Origin of the sequence: Rhodococcus jostii NBRC 16295 (genome assembly GCF_001894825.1) — a bacterium.
Classification (GTDB): Bacteria; Actinomycetota; Actinomycetes; order Mycobacteriales; family Mycobacteriaceae; genus Rhodococcus_F; species Rhodococcus_F jostii.
The window spans coordinates 94,443-114,423 of record NZ_BCWY01000010.1 but is presented as its reverse complement, the minus strand read 5'-3'; the positions used below and the strand labels follow the sequence as shown (position 1 = coordinate 114,423).

At 65.8% G+C, this 19,981-nt stretch carries 22 protein-coding genes; 3 read left to right on the top strand and 19 right to left on the bottom strand.

All coding sequences use genetic code 11. The features are described 5' to 3' along the window. Positions 1–3: 3 nt before the first annotated feature. The 12 genes from RJ1_RS09495 to RJ1_RS09440 all read right to left on the bottom strand — a co-directional run bounded on the left by RJ1_RS09495 (position 4) and on the right by RJ1_RS09440 (position 10,580). Complete coding sequence (locus RJ1_RS09495; protein ID WP_073359703.1) at positions 4–648, bottom strand: dihydrofolate reductase family protein; 645 nt, start codon at positions 646–648, stop codon at positions 4–6. Positions 649–924: 276 nt separating this feature from the next. Next, positions 925–1,266: a YciI family protein gene (locus RJ1_RS09490; protein WP_073359702.1), complete on the bottom strand. Its 342-nt coding sequence runs from the start codon at positions 1,264–1,266 to the stop codon at positions 925–927. 343 nt (positions 1,267–1,609) lie between these two features. After that, positions 1,610–3,112 carry a carboxylesterase/lipase family protein gene (locus RJ1_RS09485; protein WP_073359701.1) on the bottom strand — a complete coding sequence of 501 codons (1,503 nt, stop codon included), beginning with the start codon at positions 3,110–3,112 and terminating at the stop codon, positions 1,610–1,612. A 368-nt stretch (positions 3,113–3,480) separates the two neighbouring features. Continuing rightward, the gene (locus RJ1_RS09480) at positions 3,481–4,035 is read right to left on the bottom strand and encodes a TIGR03086 family metal-binding protein (RefSeq protein WP_073359700.1); all 555 of its coding nucleotides are present in this window, start codon (positions 4,033–4,035) and stop codon (positions 3,481–3,483) included. Between the two features lie 300 nt (positions 4,036–4,335). Next, a complete protein-coding gene (locus tag RJ1_RS09475; protein ID WP_073359699.1) occupies positions 4,336–4,842 on the bottom strand; it encodes a cupin domain-containing protein in 507 nt (168 codons plus the stop codon). A 493-nt stretch (positions 4,843–5,335) separates the two neighbouring features. Further along, on the bottom strand, positions 5,336–5,914 hold the full coding sequence (locus RJ1_RS09470; RefSeq protein WP_143049028.1) for a dihydrofolate reductase family protein: 579 nt from the start codon (positions 5,912–5,914) through the stop codon (positions 5,336–5,338). Positions 5,915–6,013: 99 nt separating this feature from the next. Next, positions 6,014–6,736 carry an SDR family NAD(P)-dependent oxidoreductase gene (locus RJ1_RS09465; RefSeq protein ID WP_073359697.1) on the bottom strand — a complete coding sequence of 241 codons (723 nt, stop codon included), beginning with the start codon at positions 6,734–6,736 and terminating at the stop codon, positions 6,014–6,016. 516 nt (positions 6,737–7,252) lie between these two features. Beyond that, the gene (locus tag RJ1_RS09460) at positions 7,253–7,600 is read right to left on the bottom strand and encodes a hypothetical protein (RefSeq protein WP_073359760.1); all 348 of its coding nucleotides are present in this window, start codon (positions 7,598–7,600) and stop codon (positions 7,253–7,255) included. A 269-nt stretch (positions 7,601–7,869) separates the two neighbouring features. After that, positions 7,870–8,019 (bottom strand): hypothetical protein, encoded by a 150-nt coding sequence (locus RJ1_RS46700; protein ID WP_162850418.1) that lies wholly within the window; start codon positions 8,017–8,019, stop codon positions 7,870–7,872. Between the two features lie 853 nt (positions 8,020–8,872). After that, the gene (locus tag RJ1_RS09450; RefSeq protein WP_073359696.1) at positions 8,873–9,388 is read right to left on the bottom strand and encodes a hypothetical protein; all 516 of its coding nucleotides are present in this window, start codon (positions 9,386–9,388) and stop codon (positions 8,873–8,875) included. Next, a complete protein-coding gene (locus RJ1_RS09445; RefSeq protein WP_073359695.1) occupies positions 9,388–10,146 on the bottom strand; it encodes a ParA family protein in 759 nt (252 codons plus the stop codon). Before RJ1_RS09445 ends, RJ1_RS09450 begins: the two co-directional genes overlap by 1 nt. 182 nt (positions 10,147–10,328) lie before the next feature. Then, positions 10,329–10,580: a hypothetical protein gene (locus tag RJ1_RS09440; RefSeq protein WP_083400823.1), complete on the bottom strand. Its 252-nt coding sequence runs from the start codon at positions 10,578–10,580 to the stop codon at positions 10,329–10,331. Between the two features lie 369 nt (positions 10,581–10,949). Here RJ1_RS09440 and RJ1_RS09435 point away from each other — a divergent pair, with 369 nt between their 5' ends. Then, the gene (locus RJ1_RS09435) at positions 10,950–11,681 is read left to right on the top strand and encodes an alpha/beta hydrolase (RefSeq protein WP_073359694.1); all 732 of its coding nucleotides are present in this window, start codon (positions 10,950–10,952) and stop codon (positions 11,679–11,681) included. Positions 11,682–11,904: 223 nt separating this feature from the next. Here the strand turns inward: RJ1_RS09435 and RJ1_RS09430 are convergent, their stop codons facing one another. The 6 genes from RJ1_RS09430 to RJ1_RS09405 form a co-directional block, all read right to left on the bottom strand. After that, positions 11,905–12,345, bottom strand: a complete 441-nt coding sequence (locus RJ1_RS09430; RefSeq protein ID WP_073359693.1) for a VOC family protein — start codon at positions 12,343–12,345, stop codon at positions 11,905–11,907. A gap of 507 nt (positions 12,346–12,852) precedes the next feature. After that, the gene (locus RJ1_RS09425) at positions 12,853–14,088 is read right to left on the bottom strand and encodes an RNA polymerase sigma factor (RefSeq protein WP_073359692.1); all 1,236 of its coding nucleotides are present in this window, start codon (positions 14,086–14,088) and stop codon (positions 12,853–12,855) included. After that, positions 14,085–14,408: a YciI family protein gene (locus RJ1_RS09420; protein ID WP_073359691.1), complete on the bottom strand. Its 324-nt coding sequence runs from the start codon at positions 14,406–14,408 to the stop codon at positions 14,085–14,087. Before RJ1_RS09420 ends, RJ1_RS09425 begins: the two co-directional genes overlap by 4 nt. Positions 14,409–14,461: 53 nt before the next feature. Further along, positions 14,462–15,073: a dihydrofolate reductase family protein gene (locus RJ1_RS09415; protein ID WP_073359690.1), complete on the bottom strand. Its 612-nt coding sequence runs from the start codon at positions 15,071–15,073 to the stop codon at positions 14,462–14,464. A 511-nt stretch (positions 15,074–15,584) separates the two neighbouring features. Beyond that, complete coding sequence (locus tag RJ1_RS09410) at positions 15,585–16,184, bottom strand: hypothetical protein (protein ID WP_073359689.1); 600 nt, start codon at positions 16,182–16,184, stop codon at positions 15,585–15,587. A gap of 136 nt (positions 16,185–16,320) precedes the next feature. Next, a complete protein-coding gene (locus RJ1_RS09405) occupies positions 16,321–16,935 on the bottom strand; it encodes a hypothetical protein (RefSeq protein ID WP_073359688.1) in 615 nt (204 codons plus the stop codon). A gap of 186 nt (positions 16,936–17,121) precedes the next feature. On the opposite strand from RJ1_RS09405, the gene RJ1_RS09400 reads away from it, so the two are divergent. After that, a complete protein-coding gene (locus tag RJ1_RS09400) occupies positions 17,122–18,108 on the top strand; it encodes a glycoside hydrolase family protein (protein ID WP_073359687.1) in 987 nt (328 codons plus the stop codon). A 261-nt stretch (positions 18,109–18,369) separates the two neighbouring features. On the opposite strand, the gene RJ1_RS09395 is transcribed toward RJ1_RS09400, so the two are convergent. Beyond that, a complete protein-coding gene (locus tag RJ1_RS09395) occupies positions 18,370–18,885 on the bottom strand; it encodes a putative immunity protein (RefSeq protein ID WP_073359686.1) in 516 nt (171 codons plus the stop codon). Between the two features lie 249 nt (positions 18,886–19,134). Between RJ1_RS09395 and RJ1_RS47565 the strand changes: the two genes are divergently transcribed. Further along, positions 19,135–19,266, top strand: coding sequence for a hypothetical protein (locus tag RJ1_RS47565; protein WP_255284872.1), 132 nt, complete (start codon positions 19,135–19,137; stop codon positions 19,264–19,266). Positions 19,267–19,981: the final 715 nt, after the last annotated feature.

Below are 19,981 nucleotides of genomic sequence, written 5' to 3'. Positions count from 1 at the left end.
GGCTCAGTCGTGGCGGTTCTTGTTCCAGAACTGATGGGTAAGCCCGCTGGGGGAGGCGACGGTCTCGATTGTGAAGCGGTCTTCGATGCCGTTCAAGCCCTCCCAGAGGGATACGCCGCGCCCGAGGGTGATGGGCACGATCACCAGGTGCATGAAGTCGATCAGGTCGGCTTGCAGAAACTGCCGCACGGTCGAGGGTCCTCCGCCGATGCGGATGTCCTGACCGTTGGCAGCTTCCTGGGCCATGCGCAGCACCTCATGGGGTGGCGCGTCCACGAAGTGGAAGCTGGTTCCGTTGGGAAAGTCGATGCTCGGGTGTGGGTAGTGGCTCATGACGAACACTGGTGTGTGAAATGGCGGTTCGTCGCCCCACCATCCGCGCCACCCGTCGTCGGGCCAATCGCCGGTTTGGGGGCCGAACTTGCGACGGCCCATGATCTCCGCGCCGATGCCCTGGCTCCACAGGCTGGTTACGGCACGGTCCAGGGTGACTGGGGCGTCTACCCGGTCGACCCCGTGGATGACGCGTCCGTCGAACCGATCGAATAGCCGTTCGGCGCCGCCGATCGGGGCGTCGAAGGTCACGTGCTCGCCGGCGGCGTAACCGTCGAGGGAGATGTTCATGTTGTGGATCCGGGTGCGGGGCATGGGCGATTCCTCCGATGGTTGGATGGACCGGGTACTCATAGTTACTAACAGACAGACTGGAAGAGATGGCCGGACTCATCGCGGAACGTCGGAAATCGTGTTCCGTTGGCCGATCCTTCACCGGACGTCTCACTCGTCGAGCTGGCGCGGTGTTTCGGCCACCCACTCTCCCTCGGGAATGGGTTCTCGATCGATTGGCAGTTCGCTGCCGGTGAGCGCGCGAGAACGACTTGCCAGTGGAGGAGCTCCGCTTCGGCGGGTACGAGTTCGAAGCCGTCAGCTCGCGGGGTCGTACTGGAACGCACGCACCTCCTGCGCGCATCGGCAAGCGGCCGCGATCTTCGCGGCCCATCCCAGTGCCTCCTCGCGAGAGGGCAATTCCAGCACCGCGTAGCCGCCGTCGAGCTGTTCCGTCTGCGTGTAGGTGCCCTCGGTCACGGTCCCATCGCCATCGACCATGACGGGCGACACGCTCTCATCAATGCCGCCGCCGAACACCCAGACGCCGGCGTCCCTCGCCTCCTGCACGACCGCGTGCGTCGCATCCGAAACTGCCTGCAGATCCTCGTCGGGAAGAACCATGGCGGCACTCGGGAACGAGATTAGGTACTTCGTCATTGCGTCGACTCCTTGATCGCGCTGCGTGGATGGAATACATCCTTGCCAATGGGCACGCTACGCAACAGCCCCAGACCTCCCAGCCGATCGCTCGACGATCGACGATCCATCAGCTGATCGTGCGTACTTGCGCCCGCCTCAGAAGTACTTTCTGCGGCCGGGTCCGCCACCCAGGGAGAGGATTTCCCTGGCATCCTCGTGCCCGGACAGCCCGCCGGCGTCGCCGGCGCAGTCGCGAGTCGCCAGGGCCCGGGTGCAATGAACTACGCTGCCCAGCAGCGCAAGCTGCGCACCTCGTGCGACGGTCCTTATTCGTCAGGCGCCGAAATTGGGAGCGGGTTTCTCATGCTTGTCCGTGCGCGGAGCTTCGGGTTGTGGAGGTGGACGGCAGGTAATCGGCGCCGGTGTCGTGGGGAGCGGTGTCCTCGCAGACGTGGGGGCTGGCATCGAACCTCATCGCTTTTCTGGCGTCGTCGTAAGTGGGCCAGCCGGGATCTCCGTGGGTTGCGAAGTCGAGCCAGGTTTGGTGCATCGCGTGGGTGAGGGCGCCGGGTGCGGCGTCGCCGATGAGGCCGCGGCATGCCTGTGTGGTGTCGAAGACGAAGGGGACGTCGAGGCCGTGTGCGGCGCCGTGCAGTGGTGATCGCCACGCGAATTCATAGACGTATGTGGGGCCTGGGTGGCGGCGCGCGGTGCGGCGGCTCGGTGATCGGAACATCAGGTCCGTATAGGCGGATGTGAGTGCGTGCGCGGGGGTGACGGCCGGGTCGTGGAGGCCGTGCCGTTCGAGGAGCGCTTCGGCATCGGGGTAGGTGGCGGCCAGCTCGGCTACGGCGTCATGTGCGTCGAATGCGGCGAACTCGTCGGCACCGAAACCGAGGTTGGCTTCCTCGAGTGTTGTGCCGATCAACAGGTCGACACCGTGCGAGTGTGTGCTCGGGACTCCGACCGGGTCGGGGAGGACGTCGTCACCCGTGGTGGGGACGAACAGCGCACGACCGTGGCCCGGGTCGACACCGTTGTCGTCGCGCAGGTCTGAGCGGGGTTCGTTTCTGAGCAGAGCTCCCTGCGCGCGCACCAGGTCGGGGGCAGTGAATGCTCGGAATGCGTCTGAGGTCGGGGAGGTTCCAAGCCGCGCGGCGAGTGCCTTCGTGAGTTCTTCGGTGAGTTCGAGCCGGCGGGCCATCTCGTCGTGCCCGCTCTGGACGATCGCTCGCCGGAACAGTCCGGCGGCCAGTGGGGAGTGCAGCAGGAACGCGACCGAGGAGCCGCCGGCCGATTCGCCGAAGACGGTGACGTTGTCCGGGTTTCCGCCGAACCCGGCGATGTTGTCGCGAACCCAGCGCAGTGCTGCGATCTGATCGCGCAATCCAAGGTTCGTGATCTCACCGGGCAGTGCGAGGAAGCCCTCCGCCCCGAGTCGGTAGTTGACGGTGACCAGGACCACGCCGTCGCGCGCGAACGAGGTGCCGTCGAAGGCGGGGGCGGCGCCCGAGCCGATCATGAACCCGCCGCCGTGGACGTAAACCATCACCGGAAGCCCACTCGTGCCGGGGTCGGGTGTCCAGACGTTGAGATTGAGGTAGTCGCCGTCTCCGATGACCCATCCGGGCCCGATCAGCGGCGCCAGATTCGCGTGAGCGGGGTGCAATTGCGGCTGGGGTGCGGTAGCGCCGTAACCGGTGGCGTTCCTGGTCCCTGCCCATCGTTCGGCAGGGCGAGGGGGTGCGAATCGGCGTTCGCCCGCTGGAGCTGCCGCGTAGGGGATTCCCAGGAATCGGGCGACCCCGTCGGTGTGGTCACCGGAGAGTCGCCCTGCCTCGGTGTTCACGGTACGGACGGTCATCAGTGACGTCCCCTTTCGTATGTACGCATCACGCGGATGGGCGGGCCGAGAGTGGCCGTGTGAATCGGCACCCCACCCAGTCCAAGCCTGCCATGGGGGGCTTCGGTGTCGGGCCTGAGGTCGCCAGCGTCAGGTCGTGTTGTGGGTCGTGGTAGACCTCGCGGACGACGGTCCGCTCGAGGCAGCGCAAGACGTCGCGCATTGACCAGCGCGACAGGAGTTTGCCCGGCTTGACGGTTGCCATCTCCGAAGTTCGTCAGACGCGCTGCAGGTCTTCTGGGCATCGCAGCTCAAAACGCTCGGCTTGCCGTAGCGTCGTACTACGAAGACCCAAGATTCGGTGGGTCGTCCCCTGGCTTGGCGTTTCGCTAGGGCCGTCGTCCGAACCAGTCGAGGAGTCGGGTCTGCTGCGGAGCGTCGGGAGGCAATGTGTCACTCGGGCCCTCGCCGTACGCGCCGAAGGCGAGCATGTCGTCCAGATGTGGTGCGACCACACATGACAGCCCGGCGACCACAGGCGGGTCAAGAGTTTCATCGAGGCCCGCCGCGCGGAGGAGGTCCCACGCGTGGACCACAAGGTCGACGAGCCGGAAGCGCAGGAACGCCTCGGCGGGGACGCCGCCGTTGGGGCCTGGAACTGGCTGTTCCGGTGGTGCGGCGGCGAAGGCCTCGGCCTGGTGTCGTGACGATTCGGCCACCGCGGCGACCGGGTCGTCTCCGAGCTGGTCATCTGCGAGCATGTTCCGGGCTTGTTCACGCCCGACGCCGGCAAGCAGGAGCACAGTGAAGCGGTTGCCCACCACGACGTGCTCGACAAGATCGCGTACCGAAATCTGTGACGGTGTGGGCAGGTCCCATGAGTCCACCGGCAGTTGGCGCACCACGCGCTCGAATTCGGCCGAGGCAGAGAGAATAAGTTCCACCTTCGCACGGTAACGTGCACTGGCTTCGGATAGGTGCGTCGTGGCGGATGCCTTCTCGGGAACGCCTATCGGAGCACCGGATGACGATCAACGGGCGAGACGGCATTACCCGCCATACTGGTGGTTGACGACGCCCGGCATTGCCTCGCCCACACACGAATCCAACTGTTCGCCGGCACCGGGCGCCTCCAGGCGGCTGTGGCCGCCCCATTCTTCGAAGTTGTCTTCGGCTCACCGACTGGCCGAGCTCAGCAGCCCCGACCAGTGAACGACACCGCATGCGTCGAGGCTCGAGCGGGCTCACGACGGTGTCAGGGCGTATCGGGCGATCACGTCGGGCAACCAGTCGGGTTCGCCGAATTGCAGACCGTAGCGCTCGGCAACTGCGGCGATCTGGGTGACATCCGGTCCGCCGGCGGCGATCAGTTCGGACATTTCCAGGAAGCAATGTTCGAAGCCGGCCGGGCTGATGATCTCGATCATGCGCGCCGGGACGGTGCCGGCGTTCCACATGGCGTGCATCTCACCCCGGGGCTTTGTGATGTATCCGCCGGATTCGAGAACGGCCTCCCGGTCGCCGGAGCGAAATCCGATCACACCCTGAGTAACTATCGAGAATTCGTCCTCCCGCGTATGCAGATGCGGCGGCACCAGCGCACCGACCGGGAACGGGTGCTCGACGACCGACAACACCCCACCGGTGTCACGGCCCCAGAGCTTGAATTCGACCCCAATCGGGCCCAGGTCACCGGTCTGCCCGGTCCCCGGCGGCACGACAACGAGCGGTGGGGGATCGGTTGCGCTCACGCTTCTCACCTACTCGCCGACGTTGACAGATCGGGTCTCTGCTCAACTTTCCGCCGACGGCGGAGGCATTGTCAACGTTCCCGGGGCATAGCCGATCGATTGTCGGAACGTCGAGTTCTCGCCCTCCCGTAAGCGGCTCCTTGAACGGTGATGGGCACGAAACAACGCAGTCAATGCACCGCGCCTGGTCGCAGTTGTCCGCAACGGCGCAACCTTCCTCGAGGGCAAACCCCCGGAACGCCCCGCCGACACCACTCCCACGGAATCGGACCTGACCTGGAAAGTTCCCTCCGACCGGCATGCCGCGATCGGGCGACCAGATCCGAGCCCGACCACCGAGCCCTCACCGATCGCGCCCCAGGTCTCGTGGTGCGAGATGACGGTTTCTGCGATCGAGCGGCGGACCTGCTCGTCGGTGTGGGCTTGGTCAACCGTAGGTAGGGCGGCGGCCAAAGAGTTGGCTGCGTGACGGGGCGGGGGTGCATGGACGGACTCAGCCATGCAGGGTGGGCCGGTAGACGAGCTCTTGGATGTTGCCGTCGAGCGTCCGGCTCTCAATCAGCTCGAGGTCGAAGTCGGCCGCACCCCGGAAGATCGGGTCATCACCGGTCTGACCGGTGATGACCGGGAAGAGCGTCACCTGGAGGCGGTCGACCAGGCCGGCGGCCATCAGCGCCCGGTTCATCGACAGGCTGCCGTGCGAGCGCAACGGCACCTCGGACTCCTCCTTGAGCCGGGCGACGACGTCGACGGCGTCACCGCCCACGACGGTGGCGTCCGGCCAGTCGAGCGGTCCTTCCAGGGTGGTCGACACCACCGTGGCCGGCAGGTTCCTCATCCGGGTGACCCATGCGTCACGCACCGACTCCTCGGTGCCTGAGGCGAGCAGTTGCGTGAACGCCCGATAGGTGTTGGGCCCGAAGACCATCCGCTGCTCCGCCTCGTACAAGGCGAGGCGGTGGTCGAGCAGTTCGGGGCCTTGCTTACCCCAGTAGCCGCCCCAGTCTCCGCCGCTGACACCGCCGTAGCCGTCGAGGCTGGAAAAGACGTCGAAGGTGTAGGTGGCGGTCATGATGCTCTCCTGGGGTGCGGTTGAACGGGTCTGCAGATACAGACGCGAAAGCACGGCGAAACTCATCGGCGTTCGACTCCTGGAGTCCGGCCGCCCCGGTCAGTCGACGACAGCGCCCCCGGTGAGGTTGATCTCGGTCGCGGTCATCGTCGTGGCCCAGTCGGACGCGGCGAAGACGGCCGCGTTCGCGACATCGGCGTAGCTCGGGCGCCGTGGCAGCAGCAGGTGGGTGGCGTCAGGGTCGGGCTCGTCCAGTTTCGGGGAGCCTGGCGACAGTAGCCAGGCGACGCGGACACCCTGCGGCCCGAGCTCGGCGGCCAGCTGTCGGCACAGGCCGGCGAGTGCGGCCCACGCGACATGGGAGCCACCGAGGTTCGGGATCGCCTCCCGTCCGCCGGCCATGACGAGGATGACGCCGGTGCCGCGTCCGACCATGTGGCGCGCAGCGGCCGTGGCGACGACGAAGCTCGTCGTGACCGCCTTGGCGACCGGCTGCATCACGTCGCCGACCCGCATGTCGACGAGCGGCGTGCCTTGGATGTCGTCGTTGAAGGTGGCGTTGAAGCAGACGTCGATGCCGCCGCTCTCGTCTGCCACAGCCGCGGCATGCCGCTCAACCGCGTCCCGGTCCACCGCATCGAGAACAGCGATGTGCGCAATCCCGCCCTCGTCCCTGATGCGGTGAGCGACATCCTCGAGCGTGGCTCGAGTGCGTCCGGTGAGGTGCACCTCAGCGCCTTCCCGCGCGTACGCCCGCGCGACCGCGGATCCGACGGCGCCACTGCCCCCGTGGACGATCGTGATGCGGTTCTGCAGCAGCATTACTCATCCCCTTTCACCTCTCGCGTACCAGAGTAGGACCGCGCGATGTAGGACCGCGCGAGATTCCGGACTTCATCGGTACGAGCTCGAGTGGCATCGAACTGCAGCTAGGGCATCGCGTTCGGGGTCCCGGACTGGGACTTGCGATCCGGGCGGTTCACCCGAGCATCGGAATTACATGACGGACCCTTGAGGAGAACTACTGCCTGAGCGATTGTGCGCGAGAGAACTTGGTCACCGATGACCGAACCGACACCGGGACGATCGGCGGCGAGCGAAAGGCCGATGGCAAGCGGTGCCGGTCCCGAAGGCGGATCTCTGTTCGGTCAGATCTGTGCACGGTCGTTGCCGCCACAGAGCCCTCGCCCCTGTGATGCGGTGAAACCATGACGCGATCCCAACCGACTGACGACCAGGACTGCAAGCGCGCGCTTCCCCGTGGCTGGCGATGCCGAAGCCGGGGTGTAAATCGTCAACCAGATACACGGGTTCGGCGGGCACGCGGTCGCGTCCCTGCTACTGGCGATAGGCCTCCACATGGGCGTTGGTGATCACGCCGGCATCCAACGCGGGAGCACCCCAATTCGTGCTGCAAGCCCCCGTGGCCTGACCTGTCGGCACGAATGAGCGACTGGACTGGCTGAAGGGCCCGATCGCATAGAACGGAAAGGCGTTGGGGATGCCGTGGAGGCCCCAACAGTCGACGATCAGCGCGTACTCCCTACCAGGGGGCGCATCGGTGTCATGGCAGGTCGCCGTCGCGCTGAAGGCATCCCGCTGGATGACGCAGTCCCGGGGGTCCGCCTGGGCGGTGCCGGAGCCGAAGATCGCTGCGAAGGCCAGCCCCGATACGACGGCGGTCATGACGCGTGCCGCAGCGATAATTGTGCTTCTCACTGAGAGCCTTTCGGTAGCAGGACGTTTGGTGTCGGAAAGCCCGCTGGGCCCGTCCGATGACCGACGACCCGCTCGTCGTGCAAGGTGATAAACGTGTTCGGAAGTTCCCGGGACTCGGGTCGAGGAGCGGGCAGTCTGATCGGGGTGTCACCGACAATCGGCCTCGGCCGGGCTCAGCCCACGGAGGGACATTCTCTGGCAAGTACCGTAGCTACGTGGCCGAGCGTCTGGCGGGTTCAGATGACGATGGGTGCACCTGTGACGAGGTCCCAAAGTCCCAGGCCCAGGAACAGCACAGCACCCACTGCCGACTGCACCGGATTTCCGTTCAGAAAACCCTCAGCACCCCAGGCGACCAGATCAGTGAAGATGTCAGACGAACCCATAGTTCTCGCTCCTTGTTGTCGGTCTATAACCTTCACGCCTAGATCGTCCAGACCGACTGGTCTGTTACAGATTCACATCCCTCAACGAGCACGGGCGCGGAGTGCACACGTCGGCGAGCAGGTCGTAGGACTTCAGCCAGGATTCGGTGTTCTCGGCCTACGAGGCGATGCTCAGCTCGTCGGCCTGCGCGCGTTCGGCGAACTCGTCGAGGTACGCCTTGACCTCCCTGGCCGTGCCCTCCCCGGAGTATTCGCTGTGGCGTTCCTACCTCAGAATCGGAACATTCTCGAGCAGGACATTATGGACTTGTTCGAGACAGCAAATTGGTCTCGGGCCCCAGAGAGTGGCCGGTGTGAATGTGACGACCTGGACCACGGCTTTACCGAACACGGTTCCGTCGATGTCGTCGACCGGCTCCACCACGACCTTGCGCGCCACAGATTCACTACTTCTCCGTTGATGACCATGGAAGTACCAGGTAGTCCCGGGAGCTCAGCGGTTCTATGGGACCCCATGGGACCACGGAACTGTGGCCGCCGTCGCCGCGTGGCCTGATGTGGTGAAAGAGGGGCTGACAGTGGCCGGTTCACGGATGCGTTCGAGTGCGTCTTCGGGTGTGGAGTCGCGCTTGCGGAAGATTTCGTCGTCGTTGTTGATGAGGGCGAGGGTGAGGAGTTCGCCGACTGACGAGGCTGGAGGATCTTCGCCGTTGCGCCGACATGCGCGGGCTGTTGCGACGTTGCTTTCCCAGGCGCGCAGCTGCTGTTGCCGGTGGGCTGCGTCGGCGGCTTGGTCGACGAGGTGTTCGGAGACGCTGCCGGGTTCTGGTGTGGTGGGCTCCTCCTGGGCGAGCTAGTTGATGCGTGGTCTCCGGACGAGTTCGACGTTGCGCTGCGGGAAGGGTTCGCCATTGTTGTATTTGCGTTCGAGAACGGCGAGGTAGTGGGCGAGGGCTTCGTCGACGAGATTGGACCAACTGTTGGGGGCGCCGGCGATGTGGCTGATGGCGGCGACGGCATTCTTGCCATTTTCGACCTTGGCGCGGTTGATGTAGACGGATTCCTGCTTCTTGTCTGCGGGGACCCGTTTGGTGGTCTTCCTTTCCTCGCCGAGGGCCACCGGCCCCGGTTGGGATTCCGCGATGGTAGCTGCTTCTTGTGCGATGTCCACGCCCTGTTCGACGAGGTTCGGCAGTCGCGGCTTGCGGCGTTCGAGGGGGTTGTTGGCGAGTCCGGGTTTACGTGTCGCGCTCGTCAGGAGGTCCATGCGACGAGTTCTCGAGTATGTCCCCTCCTGGTGGGCGCCTGTGCGGGGCTGGCGGCGTTCGAGGGGGTTGTTGGCGAGTCCGGGTTTACGTGTCGCGGTCATCAGGAGGTCCTTTCGACGAGTTCTTGGGCGGCGTCACGGTAGGCGCGTGCTGCGGAGGAGGACGGTGCCCACCTGACGACGGGTTCTTCGGCGCTGTAACTTTCGCTGACTCGGACGGACTTCGGGATGATGGTGCGCATCGTCTGGTCGGGGTAGGTCTCGCGGAGCGCGGCGAGGACCTGCTGGTCGATGACCTGGCCGAGTTCGACGCGGCCGCACAGAATGTGATTGAGCCGTGCAGTGGGGTTGAGCAGCTCGACCTGCTGGGTGATGTAGTTCTCGATCCGCATGAGCGCTTCGAGTTCCATGGCTCCCGTCATGACAGCGGCGAGAACTTCGGTGCAGGCGACGAGTGCGCTGATGGTCAGGTGGTCGAAGTCTCCGGGACAGTCGAGGAGGTTGAAGTCGACGTCGGGGGCGCTGGCGAGGGTTTTGCGCAGGATGCCGTGTGCACCGGGCTTCTTGAGGAAGTAGGGGCCGACGGAATCGAGTTCCTTGGTGGCAGGGACGAGCTGGATTCCCGACGCGGTGATGGTGGTGGCTTCTTCGATGCTCGACACCAGCATGAGTACCGACAGGACGTCGTTGTCGACGGCTTCGGGCGTGGCGCCGAGCCAGGTGGTGGCGTTGCATTGTGGGTCGAGGTCGACGACGCGGACGGTGTAGCCGGCTTCGACGAGGGCTTGGGCGAGGTTGACCGTGCTCGTGGTTTTGGTGGAGCCGCCTTTATGGTTGACCACTGCGATGGTGCGGGTCATGTGGGCCTGTCCCTTCGTGTAAATATCGTGACGTGAAATGTACTGATCCGTTGGGGCGTTCGGTGTCGCGTTGAAGTTTCTCGTTCCGGCGGAGTCCTGAGATCATCTCTATCGGAGGACGATCTACTGTGACTCTCGCGACGAGCAACAGGTCGCCACACACTGCCCGGGCCGGTGATCCGTCACGGTCTTGATCTGCGGGGTTCCGCGGATTGGTGTGTGGCGGCCTGTTTCTCGTGAATCGATGCCATAAGCTCGGTCAGGCCGGTGTCGGCCGCGATAAGCGCCGCGATGTAGTCGTTTGCGGTCATGCCATGCGCCTTCGCGGCGCTGGCGGCTGCTTCTTTGAGCTCTGGTGGCACCAGAGCCTTGACTACAGCACGGGTTCCCTTGCTGGGCCGCCCTCGGCGGTTGGAAGCAACGATCTCGACCATGCCCGCAATTCTGGGACCAGAAAGTCGAACGACCTACCCGACACGCCGCGTGCGCATGATCGAGAATCGTGCGCTCGATTTTGTGGACCCTCGGGTCGTGACGTTCTCCATGTGTTGCTGAGTGCTTCGATGTCCAGGATCGTGCCGTCGCGGCCACTGTCGGGTAGGTGGGGCGGACCGGCCGGAACATCGCGCAAAAACCTGTTGGCCGAACACGGCGGCCACTGCTACTGTCCGGAGGCCGTGCGAGAGAACGAGGAGGTGGTACCCGTGAACGCAGTATCGACATGGGTGCTCCCCTCTGGGGTCACGGTCGGGCGATAGGTCGTCCGGGAGCGCCGTTCACGAGCACTCCCGAAAGGCACGATCATGCAATTCACCTCCGAGCAGCGCCTCGACGACGGCGTCCTCGAACGCGAATTCACCCTCGGCGAGATCCCTGGCATCCTGTGGACGCCCGGATCCGCATCCGCACCGGCACCGCTGATCCTGGTCGGCCACCCCGGCGGACTGCAGATGATGTACCCGCGACTGGTGGCCCGGGCCCGGCACGCCGCGGCGGAGGGATACGCCGCGGCCACCATCGAGCTCCCCGGGAGCGGTGACCGGCCCCGCTCCGCCGCCGCCGAGCAGGCCCGCGCCGACCTGCGCCGGGCGCTGGAGGCCGGTGAGCCGGTCGACGACGAGATCGTCGACCGGCTCGTCCTCCCGCTGGTCGACAAGGCGGTCCCGGAATGGCGGGCCGCCCTGGACGCCCTCCTTGCGCTGCCCGAGATCGGCGGCCCGGTCGGGTACTCGGGAGGGGTGATCGCCATCGGTACCCGGCTGGCAGTGGTCGAGCCGCGCATCTCGGCCGCCCTTCTGTTCGCCGGGAGTTTCGTGCCCCGCACCATGTTCGAGGAGGCCCGGCAGGTCACCATTCCGCTGCAGGTCCTGCTGCAGTGGGACGACGAAGGAAACGACCGGCAGCTGGCCCTCGACCTGTTCGACGCCTTCGGCTCCAAGGAGAAGACGCTGCACGCCAATATGGGTGGGCACACCGGCGTCCCGCCGTTCGAGGGGGACGCGGGGAACCGGTTCTTCGCCCGGCACCTGAAGTGAGGCCGGCCCGTCAGGCGGGCAGCAGACGATAGGAGCTGTCGGCCAGGATGCCGCTATCGAGGACGGGTCCGGCCCTCCTCGATAGCGGCGGCCAGCAGATGCACAACCGCACCGGATGACGATTGGCGTACGAGACGGCTACAGACGGGCAATCAGCAACGTTGTCGAGCTGCCGCCGCGTCCATGGCGACGGATTCACACAGGTGGGTAACGCGCACGCGCGTCAGCCGATCTGCTCGAACAGGGACACGATGATCCCTTCGGGCCCACGCACGTAGGCCATCCGCACGCTGTTCTCGTACTCGCCGATGCCGCCGATGAGCCCGTACCCGTCCGCAGCCACCGCGTCGACGGCCGCCTGGAGGTCGCCGACCTCGAAGGACACGTTGCGCAACCCAAGCTCGTTGGCCATCGCCATTGGCGATCCGGGCACGTGGTCGGGCGTGACGAAGGTCGCGAGCTCCAGCCGGGACCCTCCGTCGGGCGGCCGCAGCATTGCGATCTCACAGTGCGCGCCGGGGATGCCGCAGACGGTCTCCACGAATTCACCCTCCACGGATCCGGTGCCCTCTACCTCGAGACCCAGTCCGACGAAGAACGCAGTTGCCGAGTCGAGGTCCGCGACGGTGATGCCGATGTGGTCGAAACGCTTGACGTGTGCCATGGGATCCATCCTCCAATTGTCGTCTTGCCGATTCGATGCTGGGACGGAGCCGGAGCTGGGATCTCGACATGTTCTTGCCGCACAGCTGCGGCGACAACACCTGCGCCGAATCCGAGCCCCATCAGGAGCGTGATCAGCGGGCGTCGGCTGCCACGCCCATCACGCACCCAGGACCATCGAGAACCTGTCAATCCGTACCCGACAGCCGCGAGAACTACGGCCCCGAGCACGATCAGTGCGGCGGCCATCCAGGGCCACGTCGGTACCCAGGATGGGGACGATGGCTCGGCCGAGAATCTGGCAATCGCACGTACCGGGCCCGGCGGCCCGAATGTCGGCGGCCCGATCCACCTCCACGCCAACGACGCGAGCACTCCCAGGAAGGCGCCATAGATCGCCAACGACGAAACCGAACTCGAGCTATCGGCAGAACGGCTACGTGCAGTCACTTCGGTAGTTCACCAGACCCAGGCTCACGCCTGTATCCCGTTCGCCGATCCGTGAGCGCTACCGCAGTTGGTCGCGGCGGCGGGTCAGGTAGGCGGTCTCGGCGGTGTTGCCCGCCAGCCCGATGGCTTTGTCGTACGCCGCGCGCGACTGCTGACTCTGGCCCAGCCTGCGCAGCAGGTCGGCGCGGGTCGCGTGGTAGGCGTGATAGCCGGCCAACCTGTGCTCGAGACGGTCGACGGCCGCCAGTGCCACCTCCGGGCCGTCGAGCTCCGCGACGGCGATGGCCCGGTTGAGGGCGATGATCGGCGAGGGCTCGAGGCGGACGAGCTGGTCGTAGAGGGCGAGGACCTGCGACCAGTCGGTGTCGCGCACGTCGCGGGCGGAGGTGTGCACGGCGTTGATCGCCGCGAGAATCTGGTAGCGACCCGGAGCCACCCCGGCGGCGGCAGCGGTGAGGCGCTCGCGCACCAGCCGGTGACCCTCGGCGATCAGCGTCGCGTCCCAGGCGCCACGGTCCTGCTCGGCCAGGGGGACCAGTTCGCCGCTGGCCGAGACCCGGGCGGGGCGGCGGGCCTCGGTGAGGAGCATCAGTGCCAGCAGCCCGGCCGCCTCACCGTCGTCCGGCAGGAGGCCACGGATCAGGCGGGTGAGCCGGATCGCCTCGGCGGTCAGGTCGTGGCGTAGGGGATCGGTGTCGGGGCCGGTGGCCAGGTAGCCCTCGTTGAAGACGAGAAAGAGGACGGCGAGGACGCCGGAGACGCGTGCCGGGAGGTCCGCGGCGGCCGGCACGCGATAGGGGATGCGGGCCGCCTTGATCTTGGCCTTCGCGCGGGTGATCCGCTGCCCCATGGTGCTCTCGGCCACCAGGAAGGCGCGGGCGATCTCGGGCATGGTCAGACCGCCGACCATCCGCAGCGTCAGCGCCATCCGGGTCTCCATCGCCAGCGCCGGGTGACAGCAGGTGAAGATCAACCGGAGCCGGTCGTCGTCGATGGCGCCGAGAGGCTCGGGCGGGTCATCGTCGTACACCATCTGAGCCTCCTTGTGCTTGTCGTCGCGCTTGTTCTCGCGCCGGATCCGGTCGATGGCCTTGTGGTTGGCGGTGGTGGTCAGCCAGGCGCCGGGGTTGGGCGGTACGCCGTCGGCCGGCCACCGCTCGACGGCGGTCGTGAACGCCTCGGCCGCTGCCTCCTCGGCGATGTCGAGGTTACCGAAGCGCCTGGTCAGGGCGGCGACCACCCGGGCCCACTCCTCGTGGTGGGCCTGGGTGATCGCCTCCTCGACGTCGCTCACTGGAACGGCCGCACCTCGATCTTCCGATCGCAGACCTTCGACGCTTCGGTGGCGAGCTCGAGTGCCACATCCAGATCGGGGGCCTCCCACACCCAGACGCCGGCGAGGTACTCCTTCGACTCCACGAAAGGCCCGTCGCTGAACACCGCCTGCTCGCCTCGGTTGTCGATGACCGTGGCCGCGTCGGTGTCCGCGAGTCCGCCCGCGAAGACCCAGTAGCCCTCGGCGATCAGTCGTTTGTTGAACGCGCTGATGGCAGGCTCCCTGTCCGTGCTGCCGGGATTGCTCTTGTCGTCGATCACGGAAATCAGGTACTGCATCTGAAGATCATCTCCTGTGGTGTCAAGACATCGTGGTTCGGTGGTCAGGAACTTCAGGCCGTTGCATACCGCGGGCGCCCGGCCGGGCGGTAGACCTGGATCGTTACGCCCTTCGAGTCAACTCGCGACTCGACCGGGTCGAGCGCAAGATCCGGGCCGGTCTCCGGGTACAGTCTCGCGCCCTGGCCGAGGATCACCGGGATCACGATCAGCGTCATCTCGTCGACCAGATCGTGCTCCAGAAGCCACCGGGTCAGGGTGCCACTGCCGTGCACCTGCAGCTCGCCCCCGGGCTTGGCCTTCAGCTCGCTGATGGCCGCCGCGAGGTCACTGCGGAGAACGGTCGTGTCCTCCCATCGCGGTGCGGTGAGCGTGGTCGAGGCAACGTACTTGGGGGCCTCGTTCAAGGCCACGCCGATGGGATGTGCGCGCATCTGGTCGATTGATCCCCAGGAGCCGGCGAACAGCTCGTAGGTGCGCCGGCCGAACAGGAACGCCTCGGCGCGCTGGTAGGTCTGCGTGATGAACGTCCTGGTCTCGTCGTCACCCGCCCCCCGGGCCCATCCGCCGCGCTCGAATCCGTTCCTGCGGTCCTCATCCGACGCGCCGCCGTTTCCCTGCATCACTCCATCGATGGTGACCTGAGTCATGGTCGTCAGCTTCATGATCGCGGTTCCTCTGCCTTGGCGCCGCCCCTCGTGGGCGGCCTCACCCCTTCTACGAACACCACCGCCCCGATCCGACACCGCCTCCCGGATTTCTTCCGAGAACTTTTCGCTACGCGGTTGTCAGCGATCCGACACGGCATCCGCTACTCCCGCGGCGAGATCGCCATGCTGCGGCCACTGGACGGCGGCGCCGGTGCGGAGCTGTCGAGCTTCGTCGGACCCGAAGGGATCATCGTGGCGACAGCCGAGCGGATCGGCTGTCGCCACCGTCAACCGCAAGACCCGTCTGCTCATGCGGGTGCTGCCGAGGCTGTCTTCGATTGCCGGTTTTCGCTCGGCGGGCGTCCCGAATGCCGAACCACCAGCGAGACGGTCTGGCCGACAGCGCCGGCGGACAGGTGGTTCCGCGAGCGGATCCTCAGCCGGTCCTTCCCAATTCCATCCCCGCCGGCCTACATCTGTCGTGGGACTCGTCGACCGGAACAGGTATCACGACAGTGACTTCCACTCAGGAGTAGTACGGCGGTTCCCTAGCTGGATCATCCACGACGACGTCGACACGCGGGTCGGCCACGAGCCGATCGATCGCGTCCAGGCCGGCGCCGATCGACGCGCAATGAGGATCGATGTCGCAGGTCACGCACCATGCATGATCGGCCGGCCACACGAACGCGGGAGTAGGTGCGCCACCAATGTCGCCCAGGTCATCCAGCAGTGTCTTGATCTGGGCATCCCAATCGGCGAAGTCACCAAGGGTTCCGTGGAACAGGAAGTAGTCGCGGTTCGGGATCGAAACCTTCGGCGTCGGATCGTCGGAGGTGAAGCTCGGCCATCCGTCCCAGATGCAGAAGAAGCAATCATCAGGCGTACCGGTGCAGCGTGCGAGCTCGGCCAGGACAACTTCGAGTTGTTCGTTGTCGGACAGCCCCTCCGGGTCGCGTTGGGCATCGCCTTCCCTCTGCGCCGGATAGCTCGGGTCGGGGATGAACCGTAGACGCGCGTACTTGTCGAAGGCGACCGGCCCCCTGGCCGCCAGCCGCCGCCAGTCCTCCTCTCGTTGTTCGAGCCAGCGCGGAGCCGACAGATCGACACACCGTGTGATGCTCATTCGACCAGTGTGACCGCGCCGGCGTACGTGGTGTCACCGGCGACATCACGGAAGCATCGAGAACGTGCCGGATGACGATCCTCGACTGGTGAATTCACGCCTCGTGGATCTGCGTTCGATCCAGAGCGTTGGTGCGTCACAGTGCGGGTAGCTCGGCGACCAATCCTTCCAGCAGCTCGATGTCGTGGCGGTCGGGCCGCGGTGGTGCCAGTGTCGCAATGTCTAGCTCAGACGGGAACCCGTCGACTACGCGGCCCGGGTCGAGTCGATCCAGGACTGCGTACCATTCGGCCAGCGGATCGGAGAGTCGGGCATGCAAGTCGAGATGACCGCGCCGGCGGCTGCGGTCGCCATTGCGTTGCGTCACCAGTTGCTGCGGATCGGGGATCGACAACAGCACCACGTCGGCGAATCCGAGATGACGCCCCGTGAACATCTTCCGGACTGCGGCGAGCTCGTGCTCGAATCGCGTGACCGGTGCCGCACCCACCGCGGCCAGGCACCAGCTGTAATGCAGCTTCAGCGGGTCACTGTCGCATACCGCCACACCGCTGGCGCCCTCCAAGGTCAGCGCCTGTGTCCACCGGTGCGCGTTGACCTGCGCCCAGTAGGTCGCCTGCTCCGCCAGATCGGATCCGTCCGGTTCCTGCCCTGTCGGGGTGTATTCGGCAACGAACTGGCCGCCGGTTGCGCGGCACCACGTGGTTTTTCCTGCGGCACTGGGCCCTTCGACAGCGACGATCACTGGCACACCCTACCTATTCAGGGACACGGCGATCCGAGTCGACGGGCGCTCGATTGCCGGTAGCGGATCCGTCAAGGGGACGGGTCGCTGTCTATGTGTGGGGGTGCCCTCGCTCGTGTACGGCGTCACCCCACCGCCGTCGGTAACGATCCACTGCCTGCGGCCAAAGTTACGCATGGTGCGCCTGCTGTCATGGATACTGCAGCGGTGACGCTGACCAATCGAAACTGCTTTTCCGCCATATCGATGGTGATGCTCGCTGTCGCAGGCTTGCTGGTCGCGGCCCCGGGGAGCAGCGGCGCCGCACCGCCCGCCTGGCGATACACGATGGTGGCCTTCAGCAACGCCAGCGACCGCGACATGGATGTATACGAGTCTGGGGACGCCACTCGATACCAACCCGTCCGACAGTCGGCGTATCGGCCTCCGTCAGGGGTGGTGCGTGACCCGAGCATCTTCCGGCACACGGACGGGTTCTACTACCTCACCTACACGACAGTCGACGGGGCGAACATCGGCTTCGCGCGCAGTAGTGACCGCATCGACTGGACGTTCCTGGGGGCCTGGCCGGTCCCGTTCTGCTGCGCCTTCCTGCCGGGCACGGGAGACGGAACGGGCTCGGCGAGCCCGCCGGGCTCCTCGGGGTCGGCCGGGTTCAGCGACGGACCGTCGCTGTCGCCGTTCACCACGAAGGCCTGGGCGCCCGAATGGTTCGTGGACGGCGACCGCGTCAACGTCATCCTGTCGCTGTCGACCGGTGGGGGATTCGTGCCGTACCTGATGACGGCGCTGGAACCATCGCTCAGGTTGTGGAGCCCGCCAGTTCCGCTCGCCGGGATCGGCGCGGACCACATCGACACCACCGTGGTCAAGGTGGGATCGACCTATCATGCGTTTACCAAGAACGAGACGAAGAAGGTGATCGAGCATGCGGTCGCGTCGTCGGTGACGGGACCCTATTCATTCGTCCCGCCTGGAAATTGGGGCTCGCTGCTGGAGGGCCCAGCCCTGGTTCAGTTGCCGAACGACGCCTGGCGGATATATCTCGACGCCTATACCGAAGGAAAGTATCTCTATTCCGACAGCACGGATGGGCTGCGCACCTGGTCGCCCGTGCAAGAGCTTCCAGGCCTTTCCGGGAGGGTGCGCCATTTCGGCGTGATGAGCGAGCCGGCATAACGATAGTCCTAGTCGTCAGTCGGTTGGGATCTCGTGTCATGATTTCACGACCGTGCACAGGGCTGACCGAACGGGGATCGGCTAGCGGTCATCCGGGTGTGTCGGTGGTTCAGGCCGGGGTTGGCGGAGATTTCGGAGGATGAGAGTTCAGGGCGCGGAAACAACGAATCGAGAGCGGCCAGCGCCCTCTGCCGTGACACGCTCCAGACGATGTCCGGTCATGGATGGGCATGCGGGCGGCGCTGGCGCCCCGACGCGCCCTCAGCAGTCGAACACTGACCAGCAGATGTCGTTCCGCATCCGTTGGTCGTCGAGTACGAGCTCGAGAATCGCTTCAGGGAGTTGTTCACGCTGCCACTGGCACTCACGTAGTCCTGCTGCCTCGCCCTCACCCTCTGGCGCGGCGGCACGTGCGGCTTTGATCGCATAGGCGGCAGCACCGAGTTCGTGCGCTGCAACGTGCGCGACGGCTCCGGCCTGCCCCGCAGCGTATGCAGCGTGCCGTGCTGCTCCACGCAGGTCTCTGGCCGCGCCCATCGCATGGCCGCCCGCTGCGCGAGCCTGCATCATCTTGACCTCCCCGCGCGCCCAGGCGCGGGCATACTCGATCGCCTGACGCGGTCGTGGGTCCTCCGGCCGAGTCGACTCGAACAGCTGTAGGACGTGCTCCGCGCACGATGCCGCCCATAGGGCCAGAAGCTTGTGATCCGAGTCGGTGAGGGTCCCACCACGGCGGATCGTGACGAAGCGTGGGTCTCGGACCTTCGGGAGGATCATGGCTAGAACTTTTATCACTTGCATCCACCCACAACACCCAAGGGTTAGGCGCACGACCAGGCCACGCCCCAATCGAAGTCTGCGAACCCGGTGGGTGATCGGGGCGACCGGTCACCGATCAGCATCGACCGTCACCATAGGCGTGCCGCTCCCTCCTCCTGTTTTGGGCCGTCGGCCATCGGATGTCGATTATCGTGGCCTGTGCTCCCCGGCGACTTCGCCAGCCACTGCTCGCAGAAGGTGATTGAGATGGACAGCTTCATTCATCTGGCGGGAGACAGCTGGAACTTCTGGTCCCCATTTTTGCCTGCAGTAACTTCCTGGCTGATCGATGTAATGGGCCAGCTTTCGCGGGCGGGAATCATCCGCGGAGGCAGCTGAGGATCGAGCGATGCGGCACCCGCGGCCGCCGGCGTCTGGATCCGGTGGACATCACGGATCCGCAGTAAGCAAGATAGGCCGGCGCTGCACACCACGCACCCGTTGTATGCGTTTGCCGTTGCCGCTGACCGACCAAGATATTCAGCCTCCGCACCCTCCCCGCAAGCAGATCCTTGACCGGTCAGCGATCCCGAAGCGGGCCGCACTGGGGCGAGGCTGAAGCCTTCAGATTGCTCGTTGCGGTTCGTGGCGTGTCACGGGTTGCTGCACGCGCTGAAGAGTGACGTGCAGTGCACGAGGGCGAGCAGGCCAGCCATTGCCGAACCAACGATCAGCCCGAACACGGGTAGGACGACGAACTCTACCGGCGTGTCCAGCGCAATGCCTGGCGGGTAGACGCGGCCGGCAGGGCAACATAAGTCGGAAGCGCAACCTGATGGTGGGGGCAATTTTCGTGTGGCAGTGCATCAGCCGGGTCAGGCCCGGGATCAGAGCGTCGACCGTGCTGGATATGGGGCGGTGTTCCCGGTTGGCGAATATGCCGAGGTCGACTCTGTCGGGCTGGACACGTCCACTCTCGGGGTGGGGGACGGGCCCCTTCGCGGCGAAGGCCGCGCTCTCCAGGCTCGAGCCGTCCGTACTGCCGTACCGACGGGCCCTCTCCGTCATATTGTTGAAGTGCCGCAAGGGTAGTCGAATCCGCCATGGAGTCGGA